The organism is Acinetobacter calcoaceticus, assembly GCF_016508255.1.
GTDB lineage: Bacteria > Pseudomonadota > Gammaproteobacteria > Pseudomonadales > Moraxellaceae > Acinetobacter > Acinetobacter calcoaceticus_E.
In genome coordinates this window covers 347,622-367,831 of the sequence record NZ_JADVKT010000003.1, presented here as the reverse complement: position 1 = coordinate 367,831, position 20,210 = coordinate 347,622, and the positions used below count along the sequence as shown (strand labels likewise).

Annotated in this window: 18 protein-coding genes; 11 read left to right on the top strand and 7 right to left on the bottom strand. The window is 38.9% G+C overall.

Going from position 1 to position 20,210, the window contains the following annotated elements:
* Positions 1-123: 123 nt before the first annotated feature.
* The 7 genes from I5515_RS09380 (at position 124) to I5515_RS09350 (ending at position 5,071) form a co-directional block, all read left to right on the top strand.
* Positions 124-1,002: a VacJ family lipoprotein gene (locus I5515_RS09380; protein WP_227562671.1), complete on the top strand. Its 879-nt coding sequence runs from the start codon at positions 124-126 to the stop codon at positions 1,000-1,002.
* 112 nt (positions 1,003-1,114) lie between these two features.
* Entirely contained in the window at positions 1,115-2,083 is a 969-nt protein-coding gene (gene gigA / locus I5515_RS09375; RefSeq protein WP_199966065.1) for an RsbU family protein phosphatase GigA, read from the top strand.
* A gap of 102 nt (positions 2,084-2,185) precedes the next feature.
* A complete protein-coding gene (gene gigB, locus I5515_RS09370; protein ID WP_002117273.1) occupies positions 2,186-2,707 on the top strand; it encodes an anti-anti-sigma factor GigB in 522 nt (173 codons plus the stop codon).
* Positions 2,708-2,733: 26 nt separating this feature from the next.
* Entirely contained in the window at positions 2,734-3,558 is an 825-nt protein-coding gene (locus tag I5515_RS09365) for a carbon-nitrogen hydrolase family protein (protein ID WP_199966063.1), read from the top strand.
* Positions 3,559-3,572: 14 nt separating this feature from the next.
* Positions 3,573-3,947, top strand: coding sequence for a DUF4951 domain-containing protein (locus I5515_RS09360; RefSeq protein WP_199966061.1), 375 nt, complete (start codon positions 3,573-3,575; stop codon positions 3,945-3,947).
* A gap of 166 nt (positions 3,948-4,113) precedes the next feature.
* Positions 4,114-4,551, top strand: a complete 438-nt coding sequence (locus I5515_RS09355) for a MarR family winged helix-turn-helix transcriptional regulator (RefSeq protein ID WP_199966059.1) — start codon at positions 4,114-4,116, stop codon at positions 4,549-4,551.
* Positions 4,552-4,639: 88 nt separating this feature from the next.
* On the top strand, positions 4,640-5,071 hold the full coding sequence (locus I5515_RS09350; RefSeq protein ID WP_002117290.1) for an organic hydroperoxide resistance protein: 432 nt from the start codon (positions 4,640-4,642) through the stop codon (positions 5,069-5,071).
* A 57-nt stretch (positions 5,072-5,128) separates the two neighbouring features.
* Here I5515_RS09350 and gspE read toward each other — a convergent pair whose 3' ends face one another.
* Complete coding sequence (gspE, locus tag I5515_RS09345; RefSeq protein WP_199966057.1) at positions 5,129-6,619, bottom strand: type II secretion system ATPase GspE; 1,491 nt, start codon at positions 6,617-6,619, stop codon at positions 5,129-5,131.
* Between the two features lie 96 nt (positions 6,620-6,715).
* On the opposite strand from gspE, the gene I5515_RS09340 reads away from it, so the two are divergent.
* A complete protein-coding gene (locus tag I5515_RS09340) occupies positions 6,716-7,537 on the top strand; it encodes a hypothetical protein (RefSeq protein ID WP_199966055.1) in 822 nt (273 codons plus the stop codon).
* 9 nt (positions 7,538-7,546) lie between these two features.
* Positions 7,547-8,464: a mechanosensitive ion channel family protein gene (locus tag I5515_RS09335; protein ID WP_199966053.1), complete on the top strand. Its 918-nt coding sequence runs from the start codon at positions 7,547-7,549 to the stop codon at positions 8,462-8,464.
* Here the strand turns inward: I5515_RS09335 and I5515_RS09330 are convergent.
* Positions 8,454-11,258 (bottom strand): DUF2339 domain-containing protein, encoded by a 2,805-nt coding sequence (locus I5515_RS09330; protein WP_199966051.1) that lies wholly within the window; start codon positions 11,256-11,258, stop codon positions 8,454-8,456. The genes I5515_RS09335 and I5515_RS09330 overlap by 11 nt on opposite strands.
* Before the next feature lie 154 nt (positions 11,259-11,412).
* Between I5515_RS09330 and polA the strand changes: the two genes are divergently transcribed.
* On the top strand, positions 11,413-14,184 hold the full coding sequence (gene polA / locus I5515_RS09325; protein WP_199966049.1) for a DNA polymerase I: 2,772 nt from the start codon (positions 11,413-11,415) through the stop codon (positions 14,182-14,184).
* Between the two features lie 54 nt (positions 14,185-14,238).
* Here polA and I5515_RS09320 read toward each other — a convergent pair whose 3' ends face one another.
* The 5 genes from I5515_RS09320 to ppx are packed head-to-tail and all read right to left on the bottom strand — an operon-like array spanning position 14,239 to position 19,338.
* On the bottom strand, positions 14,239-14,808 hold the full coding sequence (locus I5515_RS09320) for a YggT family protein (RefSeq protein WP_004794512.1): 570 nt from the start codon (positions 14,806-14,808) through the stop codon (positions 14,239-14,241).
* A gap of 21 nt (positions 14,809-14,829) precedes the next feature.
* Entirely contained in the window at positions 14,830-15,666 is an 837-nt protein-coding gene (gene proC, locus I5515_RS09315; RefSeq protein ID WP_111855380.1) for a pyrroline-5-carboxylate reductase, read from the bottom strand.
* Entirely contained in the window at positions 15,638-17,041 is a 1,404-nt protein-coding gene (gene tilS / locus I5515_RS09310) for a tRNA lysidine(34) synthetase TilS (RefSeq protein ID WP_199966047.1), read from the bottom strand. Before tilS ends, proC begins: the two co-directional genes overlap by 29 nt.
* Positions 16,978-17,799 (bottom strand): acetyl-CoA carboxylase carboxyltransferase subunit alpha, encoded by an 822-nt coding sequence (locus tag I5515_RS09305; protein ID WP_004794519.1) that lies wholly within the window; start codon positions 17,797-17,799, stop codon positions 16,978-16,980. The genes tilS and I5515_RS09305 overlap by 64 nt, the downstream gene beginning before the upstream one ends.
* An 18-nt stretch (positions 17,800-17,817) precedes the next feature.
* Complete coding sequence (gene ppx / locus I5515_RS09300) at positions 17,818-19,338, bottom strand: exopolyphosphatase (protein ID WP_199966045.1); 1,521 nt, start codon at positions 19,336-19,338, stop codon at positions 17,818-17,820.
* Positions 19,339-19,618: 280 nt separating this feature from the next.
* On the opposite strand from ppx, the gene trxA reads away from it, so the two are divergent.
* Positions 19,619-19,945 carry a thioredoxin gene (trxA, locus tag I5515_RS09295; RefSeq protein ID WP_003655060.1) on the top strand — a complete coding sequence of 109 codons (327 nt, stop codon included), beginning with the start codon at positions 19,619-19,621 and terminating at the stop codon, positions 19,943-19,945.
* The last annotated feature ends 265 nt before the right edge of the window (positions 19,946-20,210 follow it).

Below are 20,210 nucleotides of genomic sequence, written 5' to 3'. Positions count from 1 at the left end.
TCGCATATTATCTATATTATTTGATCAATTTTACATTGATAATAAGCTATCAATTTTGTATTAAAACATATCTCCACCCAACTGCACATTAAGTATTAGCCTGGCTGGCGGTTAAGGAACTATATGAATTATTCTAATTTAATTTTACTAAGCGTGTTATCTGTAGGTGTTTGCACCTCTATATATGCTCAAGAAAACACGACAAGTGAATCTTCTAATGCTAGTTCATTAGAAGAAACAGGGTCCAATCAGCCCCGTTCACAAATTATTAAAGATTTAAAAAATATTAAAGTTAAAGATTTAAAAATCAATGCCAATGCAGCACAACCAGATCTTGTAAAAGATCCTTTGCAGTCATTGAACCGTCCAATTTATTCTTTTAATGATATGTTAGACCGCAATTTTTTACGTCCTGTTGCCGTTCAATATATAGCAAAGACACCAGAAGATGTACGAGGCTCTTATCGCCAATTCCGTAAAAATCTTGGTGAACCATGGAATGCTGTTAATCAGATTATTCAAGGCCGCCCAGGTCGTGCAGTAAAAACTTTAGGTCGATTTACGATTAATACCTTAACTACTCTTGGTTTGGCAGATCCAGCTAGCCGCTTAGGTTTACCGACCGAGGAAGAGAATTTTGGCGTAACTCTCGGTTACTATGGGGTGCCATCTGGTCCATTCCTTATGCTACCTTTCTTTGGACCAAGTACTTTACGTGATGGTTTGGGTTTAGCAGTAGATTCCCAAGCTCGTCCTCAAAAATATATTATGAATAATCAAGATGGTCTTTATTGGTCGAGTAACGTATTACAAGCTATTGATACTCGTGCTCAATATCTGGATTTAGATCAGACTTTACAAGGCGATCAATACGCTATGATTCGAGACTTATATCTCCAACGTAAAGCATTCCAGATTGCAGAGAAAAAGGGCGACTCGGCTGATGTGTCTTTCATTGATGATGATTCAAAAGATACATCAGATGGGAATCAAAACCCTTAAAAGATGAAATAAAAGGTATTGCTTGAATTGAGAGTTTGGCAATACCTTGATTTTGATCATACATACTCTATGATGAATAAAGTGATCATATAAAAGGACTGCCATATCTTCTATGTATTTTATTAAACCGACACGCTCTATTCTCTATTTAGAGCAAGCTTTGGATAAACTGCCAGGCTTACAAGTCATTAACATAGATGATTTAGATTTATATGATCCAACCATCATTGCAATTGCAGATGTACAAGATTTCCTGACTTATAAGTGGAATTTACCAACAGTGGTAATTGCTTTTGAACATGAAGGAGCCGCTTTAGCTCATGCATGGGAAGCAGGTGCTCTTGCAGGTTGGGTATGGAATCAGCTACCTAGCGATTTAAATAAAGCACTATCAAGAATTGATGCTCAATATAAGCGTAATCAAGATAGCCGTGATTTACCTTCGGCTGCTGAACTGCAAAAACGATTATTACCCAATCCAATTGAGTTATTAAATTATCAAGTCGAAACTTTCTTTCAGCCTTCAGCTTATCTTTCTGGTGATTGGTACGACTATTGGAAATTAAATGATAAAGAAGTTTTATTTTATCTTGCTGATGTTTCAGGTCATGGGGTAACGAGTAGCTTATTAACATCATGGATGGCAGCTTTTCATGGTCGATCGAAAACACCACGACAATTAATTAAAAAATTAAACGGCATGTTGGTTCAAGAGAATATTGAAAAACACATTACGATTGTGGTGGGTATTTTAAATCTTGAAACGCACACGCTTCGTTGGTCAAGTGCTGGGCACTACCCCCCTCCGATCATTTTTGAGCCCAATCAAGCACCTAAAATTCTAACAACGAGTAGTTTCCCATTAGGTTTAACTGATGAGCTCGAAGTTGAAGAGCATATTTGTACACTAAATCGCCATGCACGCTTCATTGTTTGCTCGGATGGAGCCCTAGAACCCTTTGATGGTGGTTTAAATGATCAATTCCAACAATTGGTCCATCATTTGCAAAATCAATCATTTCAAGCACCCGATCATGTGGCCGACGACATTGCCATCTTCAGTATTTGTCGAATCAATTAATTTACGAATCAATTAATTACATAATATACGACTTAAGGACTCTTGAGTCTGAGGTGGCACTATGTGATAATTTTTCTATCCTTCTCTGAAAATGGCATTTATATGTCAACAGGTCATGTTGAATATGCAAGTTTAAATGGAACGCATATTTTCAAACTTATTGGTGAAGTGCGAGCCCATTCTTGTATAAGTCTAGACAAACTTTTAAACAGAATTGAACAGCAAGAGAATGTTGTTGGTGCAATCGTTGATTTAACCCAAACAACATTTATTGATAGTACTGTATTAGGCATCCTAGCCAAGCTAGGTTTAAAGCTTAAACAGACTCATCATATTCAAGCTGTGATGCTATCTACCAATCCAGATATCACAACCTTAGCCAACAGTATGGGGCTAGGGCAGGTTTTTGTCATTTTGAATTATTGTGGTGATCCTAATGTTTGCACGTTAACGTTAACAGATGAACAAATCACTCATAATGCAATGCTAAGAACTGTTCTGGATGCGCATAAGACATTGATGAAACTCAATGCGAACAATCAGAATATGTTTGAGCCACTTGTTAAGCAGTTACAGAAAGAACAAGATACGCTTGAACAGGTATCGGACAAGCAAAATGCCTGATTATCATCATTAAGTCGGATTAGAATATGACCCTTGTTTCTGTTGCTCAAATGAACTCTCAAGATGATATTGAAAATAACTTTCAAGTCATTGAGTCGTTGATTCAACAAAGCAAAGTGCAAAATGCCAGCTTGATTGTTTTCCCTGAAAACTTTGTATGTTTTGCTGCTGGGAAACAACGTGAAACTGCTGAGCAATTTGAATCTATTCAACAAAGGCTTGAGAAACTAGCACATCAATATCAAATCTGGATTGTGGCTGGCACGCTACCATGTCCATTCCGTCCAGATGGATCTATTATTCAAGATGGTCGAGTCAGAACCGTTAGCCTCTGTATCAGCCCTGAGCGCACAGAAGCACGTTATGACAAGATCCATTTATTTGATGTACAAGTTGGTGATGCTGTCGGTGGTTATCAAGAGTCTCGTTTCTTTGAACCTGGGACAGACGTAGTAGTCACATCTACCCCTTTTGGCAATATTGGCTTAATGGTATGTTATGACTTGCGTTTTCCAGAGCTTGCTCTAACTCTAAGACAACAAGGCGCTCATATTCTTACTGCCCCTGCTGCGTTTACCTATACAACTGGACAAATGCACTGGCAGCTTTTGCTACAAGCTCGGGCAATGGATAGCCAATGTTATGTTTTAGGTGCAGCACAACAGGGCTGGCATGGTGAAAAACGACAAACCTGGGGACACTCGGGGGCAACAGATAGTCGTGGTCAAATTTTAAGTATGATTGAAAATGAAGGGAATGGTTTGATTACTGTACCCTTTGATTTAACAGCACAAGATCTCGTCCGCTCTTCAATGCCTCTAATGACACACCGTAAATTGATTCACTATTAAAAGTTTAATTATTCATGTGGAAATACTTACTTAGCTTTTTTTGCTTGGGGGCAAATATTCATTGTTATGCAGAGTTTGATACAACGAATCATTTCGTTTCACCAACCGCACAGCTCAAATCAGATATTTTTCCCTCAACTCCTAAAAATATTCCTTTGCCCGCATTTGGCCAGAGAATAATTGGATGGGGAACGGGCGCAGAAGGTGCAAGACAACGTTTAGAAAATATTCAACCAGCAGATGTATCCATGATTAAAAAACAAGGAACAACCCTTGAAATGATTACTGCTTGGCAAGATTTTTATGAACAAGAGCAACAACGTAGTGTAAATAACCCTACAGCTAAATATCGGGCACGTTTAATGAAAAAAATTGCGGATCTCTGGTAGACACTTTTATCTAAAATATTTTTATCTTATGGAATAATTGATCCAATTATTCCATTTTTTATGCCCCTTAATTTACTTTATTCATAACCAATTCTTATGAACATTTAAGAAACTGAATAGAACGCGATATACTACAAAAGCAATATGAGTTTTTTTTGAGGAATATATGGACCAAGACTGTCAAAACTTAAAGCTTGAGAATCAACTATGTTTCCTCGTCTATTCAACAAATTTAGCTCTTAATCAGCTCTACCGAAAACTTTTAACACCATTGGGTATTACTTATCCTCAATATTTGGTGATGTTAGTTTTATGGGAACAGGATGAAGTGACTGTTTCAGAAATTGGTGCAAAGCTTTTTTTAGAATCATCAACGCTCACTCCTATTCTGAAAAAATTAGAAGCCCTCCATTTTCTTCACCGCACCCGCTCAACGCAAGATGAACGCCAAGTTATTATTACGCTAAGCGATGAAGGAAAAAAATTAAAAGATCAAGCAATGAATATTCCAGCCGAAGTATTAGATGCAAGTTCATGTGATATGACAACTCTACTAGGCCTAAAGGATCAACTTACTAAACTCCGTACAAACCTAGTCAAATAAACAGCAATTTTTTCAAAAAATACACTTGTCAAAATAATTAAGTCGTGTACGATATATTTGTATTCAATCTATTTTAGGAATAAAAACGATGTCATTAGAAAAAGTTGTTTATCGTGCAAAAGCTAAGGCAACCGGTGGTCGTGATGGCCGTGCAACTTCATCAGACGGCGTATTAGATGTACAACTTGGCGTACCTAAAGAAATGGGTGGTGCCGGTGGTGCTGTAACAAACCCTGAGCAATTATTTGCAGCTGGTTATTCAGCATGCTTTTTAGGAGCTTTAAAATTTGTTGCAAACCGCGATAAATTTAATATTAGCAAAGATGCTTATGTAGAAGGTGAAGTAGGTATTGGTCCAATTCCTACAGGTTTCAGTATTGAAGTGACTTTAAATGTTTACTTGGTTGGCATGGATCGTGAAGAGGCTGAAAAATTAGTTGCTGCAGCTCATATCGTTTGCCCATATTCAAATGCAACTCGCAACAATATTGATGTAACTTTTAATATTGTGACTGAGTAAGTTTTATTATTGAAAATGCCCGATATAGCTCGGGCATTTTTTATTGCATTTTATAACTTATGTTTCACTTGCTTCATTGGTTACACGAAGCACTTCTTCAAGTGTAGTTTTACCTGAAATTACTTTACGTAAGCCATCATCGCGAATAGAACCAGAGTACTGACGAGCATGATTTTCTAATTCAAATTCAGCTGCATTTCCGTGAATTAGACGACGCATTGGCTCATCCACAGGTACAATTTCATAAATAGCTGTACGGCCATTAAAACCTAAATGCGAACACTGCTCACAACCATGGGCATGTGGCAATTTCAGATTTTCGTCTTGAGAAATATGTTGAAAAATCTGTTTTTCAAAATCATCTGCTTCATGCCATTGTACGCAAAACGGACAAAGAGTACGGACTAAACGTTGAGCAACTACCCCAATTAAAGAACTTGAGAGCAAGAATGGTTCAATCCCCATATCTTTAAGTCGAGTGACTGCACCAATAGCCGTATTGGTATGTAGGGTCGATAAAACCAAATGCCCTGTTAATGAGGCTTGCACTGCAATTTCAGCAGTTTCTAAATCACGAATCTCACCGACCATGACCACATCTGGATCTTGACGCAACATTGCCTTTAAAGCACGAGCAAAAGTCATATCCACTTTAGTATTGACCTGTGTCTGCCCAATACCTTCAAGTTGATATTCAATAGGATCTTCGGCTGTCAAAATGTTACGCGTATTGTCGTTTAGATCAGATAAGGCTGCATACAAGGTCGTCGTTTTTCCCGAGCCTGTAGGACCTGTGACTAAAATAATGCCATGAGGACGATGTACTAACTGAGTTAAACGCTCATAGTCATTTGCCATCAGTCCCAAATGGATCATATTAAGACGACCAGCTTGTTTATCAAGCAAACGCATTACAACCCTTTCACCATGTGATGAAGGTAAAGTTGAAACACGTACATCTACTTCTCGTCCCGCAAGTCGTAAAGAAATACGCCCATCTTGCGGCACCCGCTTTTCTGCAATATCGAGCTTTGCCATGACTTTAATACGTGAAACAAGCAAAGGCGCCAACTCACGGCGTGGCTGGACAACTTCACGTAATTGACCATCTACACGTAATCGTACAGATAACTTCTTTTCGAAAGCTTCAATATGAATATCAGAAGCTCCTACTCGAATTGCTTCTGAAAGTAGTGCATTAATAAGACGAACAATCGGGGCATCATCTTCTTGGTCCATCAGGTCTTCTGTTTCAGGAACCTGATCGGCTAAGCTTAATAAATCAGGATGATCTTCTAAACCTGCCGCAACTTGTTGTGACTCCCCTGTATCACCTGCATAGCTTGTACTTAAAAGTGTATTAAATTCTTGTTCAGTGCATAATTGGTAGTGCGCTGGCTTCCCTAGAATTCGTCTTGCTTCCTGCAATGCAATTTTTTCAGTGTTTTGACGTCTAATAATAAATACTTGATCACCGTCATAACGAAATAAAACACCATGACGCTTGGCAAAACTATATGGAACTTGTATTTGTTTCAATATTTGCATCACAATTTATAATGATGAGTAAGATGATTTTGAGTGTACTCTAAGCAGATTACAGCGTGAAGTCTGTTTAACAACTCGGTAGAGGAATTTTACGTCTTGTTTGAAAATAATGAATATCAGCCTCGTCCCCAGAATTCTTTAAAATGGTGGGGAGAACAGCACTTTGAAATTAATCAGGCTAAAGCATGGCAATTCGGTTCAATGCTTTTTCGTCTAACGCGCGGCATAAAAGAATGGCGTATCGAATATTATCGCCCATCGCTTCAGGATGATAATGAGCAAGACTGGCACCCAATCGCAGATCCGAATTTTGCCTTTCCGCATTCCGTTCGAGTAGAACGCTACATGTTTCGGAAAACTAATCCAGAATTTTTACTTATGCCACGTCTGGCAGACCGCTCTGTGGTCATTAAACCCATTGATCCTATTTACATTCCAGCAGGACAACGTGGAACTCTTTATATTAGTACACCACTATGGATTGCCGGTTTAGTCGAAAGTCAGCATGAGCCTTTGTTTGAAATTCCAGTCATTCAGCCTAAAGATACATGGTTTGGTCCAAATGCCCAGCAAGGCGAAATTTGTTATGCCACTTCAGTAGATGGGCGTACCGATTTAAATCTATTAACACCACGTGCTTTTCGTGCTGTAACCCCCATTGATTTTCACAACACCAGTAATCATCAATTGCGCTTTGATCGTATGAATGTACCCGTTACTGCCCTGCCTCTTTTTTACAGTGAAAGTACCGGTCGTTTATGGACTTCTCAAATTAAAGTTTATTATGAAGGCTCTGATCGTCCTGCACGCATTCGTATTGAAAACCGCACTCCACCTCTTGCTGGTGAAGTGACTTATGTTCATCCACCACGTTCACCAGGTGGAGCACTATTTAATATGTTTGATTCATTTTTCTAAGGGGGCTTTATGGTTGATTCAAATATTCCTAAAGAAATCGCTTATAGTCTCAAAAGTATATTTACCAATATCAACACCGAACGTATTAGTGAAATTTTAGTCGGTGTTGTACTGTGTTTTATTGGTTTTGTTCTTGCCCGTATTATTTCAAATACATTTATTAGAACCATTGGCTCGCGCTTTAATGCTCATCAACGCCTTGTATGGCGTCGTGGTATTTTTTATTTTATTTTCTTACTCTTCATTATGACGAGTTTAAAAGAAGCGGGTTTTAAACTCAGTGTATTTCTTGGTGCGGCGGGGATTTTAACCGTAGCACTTGGTTTTGCTTCTCAAACATCTGCCAGCAACTTGATTAGTGGTTTATTTTTGATTGGTGAAGGTTCGTTTGAAGTTGGTGATACGATCCAGCTTACCCTTATTCGTGGAAATACCATTGAAGGTGAAGTGATCTCAATTGATTTGCTTTCTGTAAAGTTACTTACACTCGACAATGTCTATATTCGTTTGCCAAACGAACAACTTATTCGTGCGCCTGTACACAACTTATCTAAATATCCGATACGGCGTATTCCAATTACACTTGCAATCAACTTTCATGAAGACATCATTAAAGTTCGCGAGGTTCTACTTAATGTAGCAGCTAATTATCCACTCGTATTAGATGATCCAAAGCCTGCGGTTACGGTTACCGCATTCAGAGAATCATCGATTGAGCTTTTATTTACAATGTGGTGTCGACAAGAGAACTCTTTAAAAGTTCGAGATGAAATGCAAGAAAGAATCCGAAATGGATTTCTAGATAACAGCATCGAAATCCCTGTTCCAAAAATGGGATTGATTGATCGACCATCTCATATTTTTGCTCAAGATGATATCGATCAATACAGCAATCAAAGAGAATTAAAACAAGAGCCTAAATCTTAGGCTCTCCATTCTTCTGTACAGAGGATGAGGGTGGTAATGGTGCGAGATAAGCAATAATCAACATTATGCCACCTGCTCCAATAAATGAAATAACTCGGGTCAAAGTCGCACTTTGTGATAAATCAAGTAAGATCAGCTTTAAGACGACAATTCCTAAAAGTGCAGCGCCTACAAACCACAGTTGACGAATCATTTTTCGACTTGAGAATGTTGTCAATACAAATGCCAAAATAACCCAGAGCAATGTCAGACTTAACTGTACGATTCCATTTGTCCAAATTGAAGCATTCCATAGTGGTGTCGCCCAGTAATGGTGCAAGCCTCGGACGACTACACTACTGAATACTAACAATCCAACTAAAATTGTTGTAATTTTAAAAGTCCACTCCTGTGACTTATCTTGATCAAAAGCATGTTGATAAATAATAAACAGCAGACCCGCAAATACCGCAATTGAAAGAAAGTCCGTTAAGTTAAACAAAGGGACAAAATACAGGTACTCAGCGGAATAAATATCAACACTCACCACAAGTAGCCAAAATAAGCTTAGACACCAAACCGGAATTTGATGCAACAATGTAATTTTATGAGTCTTATACGTCCAAAGTGAATAAACCACAGGCACCAAAGCCAAAGCAACAATTGGCATTTGTGGAAAGATCGCCAAACCAACTGTCGCTAATGCCAACCAGCTTAAACCTGCCCATACCTTGAGATATCCAAACTGACCTGACTGTGGTTGAGCCATAATGAATAAAGCACTGAGGAGCGTTGCCGCGATGAGGAAAGTACTCTGCTGCAATATACTCGGCCATTTAAACAAGCTGAATACTTGACTGGTAAATGCCTCACCCAAAATTAACAACAATAACAGGCTAATTAAACTTAACTGTAGACTCTGCCATTGGGCGCTTAGTCTGTAGTGAACAACTACACTAAATATTGATAATAATAGTATCGCAATCATCAAATATGGGCTTAAACCGTGATGATGCCATGCCAACATTTCCACACCAGCTACAGCCCCTGCATACATGCCCAAGCATAAGAAAATACCGCTAAATATGCTGGCACTAAAATAGTGTTGTTCTTTGCTGTTGTATTGCAGTAAATAAAAGGCTGAAATAAATTGGGCAATTGCATAAATGCTTGTGCTTAGCGTCGGGAACTCTGCATTTGCCCAAATCTGATAAAACAGTGCAAGAGAGCTGAGTAAAACTAAAACGACACCAATATATCGACTTAAACGGTAGCGTTCTGTTACTCCCCATACAATAAGGGCCGTACCTTGAGCAACCCAACCAATCGCTGTCCAATGTGCACCTTTCGCCAGTGGAAAGATTAATGCAAAAAATGCAACGGCAAGGATGAAAAAGCTTTTTGCAAGTACGGAAAGTTGGGGATGGGTCTTTTTAATCCAGAAAGTTAAGACTGCATAGGTAACAGCCAAAACAGCAGCACCAATAGTCAATGCTTGCGTAGACTCATGTACTAAATAGGCATGTAGTGTAAAGCCAAGTACAGGCACACTAAAAATAAGACCAACATCTAACAGTGGGGGTAAACGAATCCCTTCTTGCTTTTCATGTGCTGAAACTCGAGATATATTTTGGCTATAACGCACACTGAGCCAAATAAACAATGCTATATGCAGCCATAAAATCCAGTCTAATGTGTCAAATTTTGCAGGTTCTGCATAAAAACCTATCGCACTACCACCAATAAACATCGTGGCAAAGAAAGCGACTTGATTCAAAATTTTCCAAGGCTGAATAAAGTTAACAGCGGCAACAGCAAGATTAATGACCAAGTAATAGCTAAATAAGAAAACTACATCGGGGCGATATTGCGGAATCACTAGTGGTGCTGCGTAAGCCATCCCCAGTGCTAAAATTGCTAAATAAATTGCCTGTTGTTTTAAGCTCAGGAATACCGTAATTGCTAATAAAATCGTAAATAGAATACTTGCTGTAGTAAGGTTAGCAATCACACCAAAATGATGAGAAAACACGAGGGTTAAGAATACAATAGCGAGTCCGACACCTTGTAATGCCACAGCAAAAAGCTGATTTTTCTTTTGCAAGGTATAACCAAATGCAGTTAATACACCTCCAGCAATTGCAATAAAACCAAGTTTTACGCCTAAACTTAACTGCCAATGTTCACTTGCAAAGCGTAATAACAGCACCACCCCAACCATAAGCACAGCAACAGCAACTCTTAAAATTGGATTGCCATTAACCATCCAATCTATTGCTGGTTGCCACCATGCACTCTGTACATGAGCTGGTTGTTCTGTTTGATTTAAAGATGCCGTTTCAACTGGGACTGGTGTATCCATATTTTTGAAATCAACCTGCTCTACCGCAGGGAGTATAACTTCTGTCTGTCTGGTCTCATTTACACGAACTGTTTGCTTTGCTGACTCGAGGAACAACAGACGAGTATGAAAAGTGCTAATGGTTTGAATTAAACATAACAGTAAAACCAGTAATGCCCCGCCAGCAATCCACATCCAATGATTGATATAAGCAACTAATGCAACCAAGGCAGCCGCATAAATTACCGTTCTTTGTATATGAATAGAATAAAGTGGAGCTGTCTGGTGAGAAAACTGTTCCTCTAAATGAGTTAAACGTTCATGCAAATTTGATAATAACCGAACCAATATGACAGTGAGCGCAATAGATAAAGCAACAACAGCACTCTGAAATTTAAAACCAATTGAAATGGCTAGAAACAAAGTCAAAGCGATCAAAATGATGATCATTCCCTGTTTGTCTTTTTTATACATGGGCTTAGCAATATGACACCTTCATTACAGGTCATCTTACTTCAAGCCAATACAAGCGTATATTTATACATACAAAATACTGCAAAAATCATAAACCTGCATTCATATCCGTTTTCACGTAAAATAGCCGTAATTCAAATTAAGGAATTGTTCAATGCCACCATTTGTCTTGGTTGATGGGTCCTATTTTTTATTTCGTGCATATCATGCATTACCACCATTGACGACCTCTACAGGGTTACATACCAATGCAATACGTGGAGCAATTTCTGCGATTCAAAAACTTATGCGTCGTATGCAACCGACGCATATGGCCGTAATTTTTGACACTCCTGAACCAACCTTCCGTCATAAGCTTTCACCGATCTATAAAGGTGACCGCCCGAGTATGCCCGAAGAGTTGTCTCAACAAATTCCATATTTACATGCATTGATTAAAGCTCAAGGTATTCCTTTATATAGTCTCCCTGGCGCAGAAGCAGATGACATTATCGGTACACTTGCTAAACGTGCCGTACTTGAAGGACACCATGTTCTTATCTCGACTGGAGATAAAGACATGGCTCAATTGGTTAATGATCATGTAAAGTTAGAAGATAGTTTTAAAGATCGAGTAATGGACACCGACGGTGTATTTGAGAAGTTTGGAGTTTGGCCAAATCAGATTATCGACTACTTGACTCTGATGGGTGATGCATCTGACGGTATTATGGGTGTTCCGGGTGTAGGAGCAAAGACAGCTGCTAAGTTACTGACTGAATATGGCACGTTGGACAATATCATTGCCAATGCAGATCAACTTAAAGGCAAGATTAGCCAGAATATCAAAGATAATTTAGACAATATTAAGCTTGATCATCAGTTAGCAAGCATTGTGTGTGATCTTCCTTTAGAACTCGACTGGCATGAATTAAAGCTTATCGACCCAAATGTTGATGCTTTACGCAACTTATATACTGAGCTTGAATTTAGAAATCAGTTACAGTCACTTGATCATCCGAATAATCCAAACAGTTCTACTTATAAACAACAAGCTTCACAAGTCGTCGTTCAAGATGAAGTTAAACCGGCTGACTCTATAGAAACCGAAGATCAGGCAAGCCTAACCAGTCAAGATGACCAGCTTGGAACTGCAAATTATCATACTGTTTTAACTCAAGAAGTATGGGATCAACTCTTGCAACGCATGCAAAATGCCGATCATTTTGCCATTGATACAGAGACCACCAGCCTTGATTACCGTATTGCCGAAATGGTTGGTTTTTCAATCGCATTTGACTCACAAGATGCCTACTATGTGCCTTTAGCGCATAACTATGAAAATGCACCGCAGCAGTTAGACCGTGAACAAATTCTGGCTCAAATTAAGCCTGTACTAGAAAATGAAGCGGTTAAAAAAATCGGACATCATCTTAAATATGATGCCCATATCTTTGCCAACCACGGAATTGACTTAAAAGGTTGGTATTTCGATAGCATGTTAGCATCTTATGTACTGAATGCAGCAGCTACTCGTCACGGAATGGATGATGTTGCGCGCGTTTACCTAAGCCATTTAACAACGACTTTTGAACAAATTGCTGGTAAGGGTGCTAAACAGAAAACTTTTAATCAAATTGAGATTGAAGTCGCTGCCCACTATGCAGCAGAAGATGCACATGTGACTTATCGTTTGTATGAAGTACTTTCAAACAAACTTAAGCCATTTCCTGAGCTAGAAAATATTTTATATAACATCGAGATGCCAGTTGCCCGAATTCTATCAGGCATGGAAGAAGATGGTATTCGTTTAGATCATGCATTCCTCGACAAATTAAGTGTGGAATTTGCAAAAACTATGGAAGGTCTTGAAAATCAAGCCATGGAAATTGCAGATGAAACTTTTAATATTGCTTCACCTAAACAAGTAGGCGAAATACTATTTGATAAATTAGGAATCAAAGGCGGTAAAAAAACTGCAACTGGGCAATACAGCACGAGTGAAAGTGTTCTAGAAAAAATTGAACATCCTTTAGCGGAAATTATTCTAGAACATCGTGGTTTGGCCAAGTTAAAGAGTACCTACACTGACCGTTTGGTTGAGCAATCTCATAACGACACGCATCGTGTACATACGAGCTATCATCAAGCATTAACAGCGACAGGTCGCCTATCCTCTTCCGATCCTAACTTACAAAACATCCCAATTCGTAGACAAATTGGCCGTCAGATTCGTAAAGCATTCATTGCACCGGAAGGCCGAGTTCTGTTAGCAGCCGATTACTCGCAAATTGAACTACGTTTAATGGCACATTTTTCTCAAGATGATGCTTTAGTTCATGCATTCCAGCACGGGCAAGATGTTCACCGTCGTACCGCTGCTGAAGTGTTGGGTATTGCAATTGAAGATGTAACCAATGACCAACGTCGTCAAGCTAAGGCAGTAAACTTTGGTCTACTTTATGGTATGTCTGAGTTTGGCTTGATTCGTCAGCTAGGTTTCACCCGTCAAGAATCGCAAAACTATATCAAACAATATTTCCAACGTTACCCTGGCATCTATGAATATATGCAACGCACGCGTCAAGTTGCATCAGAGCAAGGATTTGTTGAAACTATTTTAGGCCGTCGTCTTTATACGCCAGATATTGATGCACGAAATGTGATGGTACGTAAGGCTGCCGAACGTGCGGCGATCAACGCGCCTTTACAAGGTAGTGCAGCTGATATTATTAAAATTGCGATGATTGAAGTTGATAAAATCTTGCCAAAAGATCAAGCCAAATTACTACTTCAAGTACACGATGAATTAGTTTTTGAAGCCGATCAAAACATTGCTGAAGAACTTTCTAAGCAAATCGCAAAAGTCATGGAATCTGTTGTAGAAATTTCCGTGCCTTTAGTAGTTGAAGTTGGCCAAGGACAAAACTGGGATGACGCCCATTAATTAGCAGAAATAAAAAAGGGCTGTGAAATACAGCCCTTTTTTTATTGAGTTAGCTTAAAGACCAGTTAAGAGAACTTTAGCAACTTCATTCATTAAAATTTCGGCAATATAGAGTGCCAAAAAAGCCAAAATTGGCGATAAGTCAATCATTCCCATATTAGGCAATAAACGACGGAATGGCGCGAGTAATGGTTCTGCCAAATCTTGAATCACCTCAATATAAGGTGAACGAGATTGAGTGAACATAACTACCCAACTCAAAATGATTGTTGCAAAAATTAAATAACGGCAGAAACGAATCAAGTCCTGAATCATAGTCACAAATGTCAGAATCACTAAATGAATCGGACTATTTGGCATAGAACCAGAAAGATACATCACACCGAAAATTTTCAGTAAATATAAAATAATTAAAAGAGCTAACGCAGCTAAATTAAACCGGCCTTTTGCGACCGTCGGAAAAATTCGGCCAAAAATATCAACAATTTTAGTCGCCTTTACGGTTGATAAAACCACAGGATTATAAGGACTTACTGCCGCCAATTGCATTAAAAAACGGAAAAAGACCAATAAAATCGCGACATTAATTAAAATTCCAAAAATTAGCGCAGAATTTGCACCCATAGTTGTCTTATCCTATTTAAGCTATTTCGCACTGTCACTCAATTCTTGAGCCAATTCTTGGCTACGCTTCTGTGCAGCAGCCAATGCAGATTGAATATTTTGGGAGATTTGTGCACGGTCAAAAACTTCAAGTGCGGCTTGTGTTGTACCATTTGGCGATGTCACATTCTTACGAAGTTCAGATGGAGTGTTTGAACTGGTAATTGCCATTTGAGCTGCACCTAACGCCGTTTGAAGAGTTAACGCAGTTGCAACTTTTTCATCTAGTCCTAAATTTTTACCCGCACGGATCATACTTTCCATCAGATAGAAAAAATATGCAGGGCCTGAACCAGAAACTGCTGTTACCGCATCAATTTGAGCTTCGGAGTTTACCCAAATTGTTAAGCCTGTGGCCGCTAAAATTTGACTTGTTAATTCACGATCCGAAGCACTGACTACATCATTTGCATAGATACCGTGCGCACCAGTTTGAACTAAAGCTGGTGTATTCGGCATAACGCGAACAATTCGATTGCTATCAATTAAGTTTGATATCGTTTGAATTTCAGCACCAGCAATAATTGAAATGACCAATTTATCTGATAAAAGACCTTTCAACGGACGTAAAACAGTCGCCAAAACTTGCGGCTTTACCGCCAGTACGACAACATCAGCATTTTGAATTGCAGCCACGTTATCTTGTGTTACGTGGACTTCTTTCTCTTGTAATAATTGACGGATCTGCTCAACAGGATCTGAAACAGTAATACGTGTCGGTGGTAAACCTCTTGAGATGAGCCCGCCAATTAACGCTTGGGCCATATTACCGCCACCAATAAAACAGATATTACAATTTACTGCACTTGCCATAACCATATTCGCCATTTACCAGATTACAAGAATGAGAAATTAAATCCGGTTGCCATCCTCCTTGCTCACAATACGGAGACTGAGCCAACCAAAATCCTTTCGGTGTAAAAACCCCAAGCATAACATTATCTATGACTAATATTTGAATTGTATGACGAAGCCAAGGCAAAATATGTGCTTCTTGAATTGCTTTTTTTAATGGCCATTGCCCAACACGACCATATAAATGGACTTTTTCTCCACCTTGACGTCGAATTATTGTCAATTTTTTATTTAATAAAGATGGACTCAAACCGATATTTTTTTGTGTGATCTGAAAATTTCCTGAAGCGTAATGCACTATTTCCCCCATTTGGAAATGATGCTCTGACTCAGCTTCAACTGGGTTTAATTTTTCAGCAAGAAAAACTTGCTTACTCAATCTATAAAGATGGTGTTGATAACGGACATAGTAAAACTGATTCCAGTGTAATGCTGCTTGTGCATCGGACTTTGAATCAATCACTTCATTTTTTAAACGCTCAACCATTTCAAATGCAGGTCGATATTGCCCATCACCTTTCATCCAAACCGAAAGTAATTGGCGTTGACGGGCAACTGATAAATCTAAAAGTTTAGTTAAGTCTAAACACTCAGCAGTACCACAATGTTTTAAATCAGCTTTCAAAACTTCTTCTAAAATTTCAGAAGCATCTTGCATGAGATAACTGGTTCGGCTCAGTGCTTGCTGCATTTTAGGAAATCTGTTTTGTAAAAATGGCCAAAGTTCCTCACGCGACCACGCCCGATCATAATGAATATCGTAATTTGTCGGGTCATTTACATACTCAATTTCAAGTTGAGTAGTCCAATCAGTAATTTGCTCACGAGTTAAGTCTAAAAAAGGACGCCAAATCGTCATGTCTACACGGTAATCCACAGACTGCATTGCAGCTAATCCATCAACACCTGCGCCCGATAATAAACGTAACATTACTGTCTCAGCTTGGTCTTGCTGATGATGAGCGAGCACCAAAGTTTCATTGGCTCGCAAATGTTGGCGATAAGCTTGATAACGCACCTGACGTGCTTGAGCTTCCAAATTACCGTCAGCAACTTGAACTTTTTGAATAATATAAGGAATATTTAAACCAGTAGCCTGTTTAGCAACAAGTTCCCCCCAATCTGCACTTTTTGATTGCAGTTGATGGTCAATATAGATTGTTCTGATTTTTTGAGGGAAAATTTGAGACATTAAATGTAGTAGCAGCATTGAATCCATGCCGCCACTACATCCAATAAGAAAAGAACTACTTTTCGAAAACTGTTGAGCTTGCTTTAAGACATTATGCCTAAATTTGCGCTGCCAAACTTCATTAAACGTTGATAACGTTCTTCGCATCGTTCATTTGCATCCATTGGTAGCAATTCATCCAAAGCTTGCTTCAAAACTACTTTTAGGTTTTGCATGACTTGCTCAGGATCTAAATGTGCACCTTCGCCTTCATCTACTACATATTCAACAATACCTAGAGATTGTAATTTATCTGCTGTCAAACCTAAAGCTTCGCTCGCTTGAGCCGCTTTTTCCGCAGTTTTCCACAAAATAGATGCACAACCTTCTGGTGAAATCACAGAATAGATACTGTGCGACAACATAATTACTCGGTCAGCAACACCAATACCTAAAGCACCACCAGAACCGCCCTCCCCCAGTACTGTTGCAACAACAGGAACTTTCAAACTTGAAAGTTGAGCAAGGCTCGTTGCAATTGCTTCGGCTTGTCCACGCTCTTCAGCACCAACACCAGGGTAAGCACCCATCGTATCAATAAACGTGAAAACCGGAAGATTAAAACGCTCAGCCATATCTAGTAGGCGTTGAGATTTACGGTAACCTTCAGGGTTAGCCATACCGAAGTTATGCTTTAATTTTTCACGGGTACTACGACCACGGTGTTGTCCAATGACCATCACAGGTTGACCGTCAAAACGAGCAAGACCACCTACCATAGCACCATCGTCACCAAACAAACGATCACCATGCAAGGCGTCAAATTCTGTAAAGATTTCACCGACATAATCTAGAAACTGCGGACGTTCAGGATGACGTGCAATTTGAACCGTTGTCCAAGCTTTGGACTGAGTAGATTTTTTCATAGGTCGAATATTATCCCTTTAATCGATAAATTTTTCCGACTGAATATTCAATTCAATGTCCCAATGCTTAAACTGCTCTTGCTCATCATGCAAGTCGGCAACTAACAATGGCCATTGTTTGGCATCACCAGAAACACTAAGCTGCCATTGTTGATCATTTATGATGGTCAGTTCAATGGCAGGAAGCATCTGATCACTTCGACTATGGTTGAGTAAAACTGCTAGGCGAAGTAATAAACTTAAGTAAAGTAATTTATGACCTCCAGCCTTCAAAATTTCATTTTTTACATCATTTCGTAATTTACGACGATGATGAGCAACTAAATGTGAAAGATGATTTTGATCAATTTGCGAGAAGCCAGGAATATCAGAATGCTGTAATAAATAAGCACCATGGCGATGATAACCACCATGACTAATTGCTAAACCAATTTCATGTAAATAAGCTGATCGACGCAGTAAGTCACTGTCTTCACTCGTTAAATTAAGTGGACCTGCAACACCATCAAATAGTTGTTGTGCTGTTTTTACGACGCGTTCAGCCTGTTTAGGGTCAGCATTATAACGGCCCATTAGAGCTTGTACACTGCGGTCGCGGATATCTTCATGTTTAAATCGACCTAATAGGTCATACATAACACCTTCGCGTAATGCACCATCAGAATATGCCAAACGATCAATTTCTAGAACTTCAAAAACTGCGTACAAAATTGCCAATCCGGCTGGCAAAACTGCTCGTCGATCTTCTCTTAAACCTTCAAAATCGATTTCTGAAACATTTTTAAACTTAAGTAATTTATCTTTGAGCTTGTATAACCCTTCTCGAGTTACATTTTCTTGTTCATCACTTAAGCCCATATTGACCATAATTTGGCGGCAGGCTTTGATTGTTCCACTCGAACCAACGACCGTATCCCATCCTTCCATTTTATAAGTCGTTGCAATAGCAGAAAGTTCTTTACGGGCAGCAACTACCGCCTTATCAAATGATTTCTGGGTAATTTCCCCATCAGAAAAGTAGGCTGTTGTATAGGCCACACAACCCATTTGTAAAGACTCTGTGTAAATAGGTTCAAACTCTTCACCAATAATGAATTCGGTAGAGCCCCCACCAATATCAACAACTAAGCGACGTCCACCATTGGCCATGGTATGCGAAACGCCCAAATAAATCAGGCGAGCTTCTTCTCGTCCTGCAATAATTTCGATAGGTTTAGGTAAAATTTCTGCAGCTTTTTGAATAAATTCATGACCATTTTTTGCCTGACGCAAGGCATTAGTAGCCACAATTCGTAAACGATTAGGTTGAACTGAACTTAATCTTCCAACAAAACGAGCTAGACATGCCAAACCACGTTGCTGAGCTGCTTCTGTTAAATTTTTATTCTCATCTAAACCAGCTGCAAGCTGTACTTTTTCTGACATCGAAGCAACTTTTTTAACTTCACCATGATCTACCCGCGCAATTGCAAGGTGAAAACTGTTCGACCCCATATCTATGGCGGCAAGTAATTCTTCATCAATCAGAAAGTCAGACATTATTGAACTAAACCCATAACAATTCACGCCTAGAGTAATTCACAAGAATGCAATTGAAAAGCCATTTTCATCAACAATTAGTTGTGATTTATATTTTTCTATTTATGACAGTGATTGTACAAGTCGATGGTGAATATCGTGAGCATCCATTAGACAAATTTAGTTAAGCCTTGAATAATAGCATCAAACCCTTACATTGAACTAAGTAGCTATGTAATACTGATAGAGATAATTTTCTCCTATAGTGATAGCACTTTTTTCTAAAAATTGGAGCCGTACCATGTCTGCGACTATTGTAAATACAACTGATGACAACTTCCAAGCAGATGTTTTAGACGCTGAAACACCTGTACTTGTTGATTTCTGGGCAGGTTGGTGTGCACCTTGTAAAGCAATTGCACCTGTTCTTGAAGATCTTTCAAGTGAATATGCTGGTAAAGTAAAAATTGTTAAAGTTGATGTGACTTCTTGCGAAGATATTGCGGTGAAATACAATATCCGTAATATTCCTGCATTATTACTTTTCAAAAATGGTGAAGTCGTAGCTCAACAAATTGGTGCTGTGCCTCGCTCTAAACTTGTTAGCTTTATTGATGAAAATGTTTAAGTCAAAATGCTAATAAGTTAATAATGAAAAATACGCTATACTTTTTTATAGCGTATTTTTTTCGGCTATAAATTGACAAATTAACTCAGCTGGCTTATATTGCATGCTCAAGAGGCACTGAAGGGAATCATCTTCGTCCGGCTTCTTACAAGACACAAACATAAAGATCGCCACTCGGCAACAGAAATTGTTTTTTCACATTTTTCTTCGAAACAATCAATCAGACTTCTGAATTGTTATTGTGTAAATACAATTGCGATAATCT

Coding starts and splice junctions, on each gene's coding strand:
- ppx (WP_199966045.1), bottom strand. CDS start 19,338: ATGTCTGACTTTCTGATTGATGAAGAATTACTTGCCGCCATAGATATG.
- gigA (WP_199966065.1), top strand. CDS start 1,115: ATGTATTTTATTAAACCGACACGCTCTATTCTCTATTTAGAGCAAGCT.
- I5515_RS09380 (WP_227562671.1), top strand. CDS start 124: ATGAATTATTCTAATTTAATTTTACTAAGCGTGTTATCTGTAGGTGTT.
- polA (WP_199966049.1), top strand. CDS start 11,413: ATGCCACCATTTGTCTTGGTTGATGGGTCCTATTTTTTATTTCGTGCA.
- I5515_RS09365 (WP_199966063.1), top strand. CDS start 2,734: ATGACCCTTGTTTCTGTTGCTCAAATGAACTCTCAAGATGATATTGAA.
- I5515_RS09350 (WP_002117290.1), top strand. CDS start 4,640: ATGTCATTAGAAAAAGTTGTTTATCGTGCAAAAGCTAAGGCAACCGGT.
- tilS (WP_199966047.1), bottom strand. CDS start 17,041: ATGCGAAGAACGTTATCAACGTTTAATGAAGTTTGGCAGCGCAAATTT.
- I5515_RS09360 (WP_199966061.1), top strand. CDS start 3,573: ATGTGGAAATACTTACTTAGCTTTTTTTGCTTGGGGGCAAATATTCAT.
- gspE (WP_199966057.1), bottom strand. CDS start 6,619: ATGCAAATATTGAAACAAATACAAGTTCCATATAGTTTTGCCAAGCGT.
- I5515_RS09320 (WP_004794512.1), bottom strand. CDS start 14,808: ATGGGTGCAAATTCTGCGCTAATTTTTGGAATTTTAATTAATGTCGCG.
- I5515_RS09330 (WP_199966051.1), bottom strand. CDS start 11,258: ATGTATAAAAAAGACAAACAGGGAATGATCATCATTTTGATCGCTTTG.
- gigB (WP_002117273.1), top strand. CDS start 2,186: ATGTCAACAGGTCATGTTGAATATGCAAGTTTAAATGGAACGCATATT.
- I5515_RS09335 (WP_199966053.1), top strand. CDS start 7,547: ATGGTTGATTCAAATATTCCTAAAGAAATCGCTTATAGTCTCAAAAGT.
- I5515_RS09305 (WP_004794519.1), bottom strand. CDS start 17,799: ATGAAAAAATCTACTCAGTCCAAAGCTTGGACAACGGTTCAAATTGCA.
- trxA (WP_003655060.1), top strand. CDS start 19,619: ATGTCTGCGACTATTGTAAATACAACTGATGACAACTTCCAAGCAGAT.
- I5515_RS09355 (WP_199966059.1), top strand. CDS start 4,114: ATGGACCAAGACTGTCAAAACTTAAAGCTTGAGAATCAACTATGTTTC.
- proC (WP_111855380.1), bottom strand. CDS start 15,666: ATGGTTATGGCAAGTGCAGTAAATTGTAATATCTGTTTTATTGGTGGC.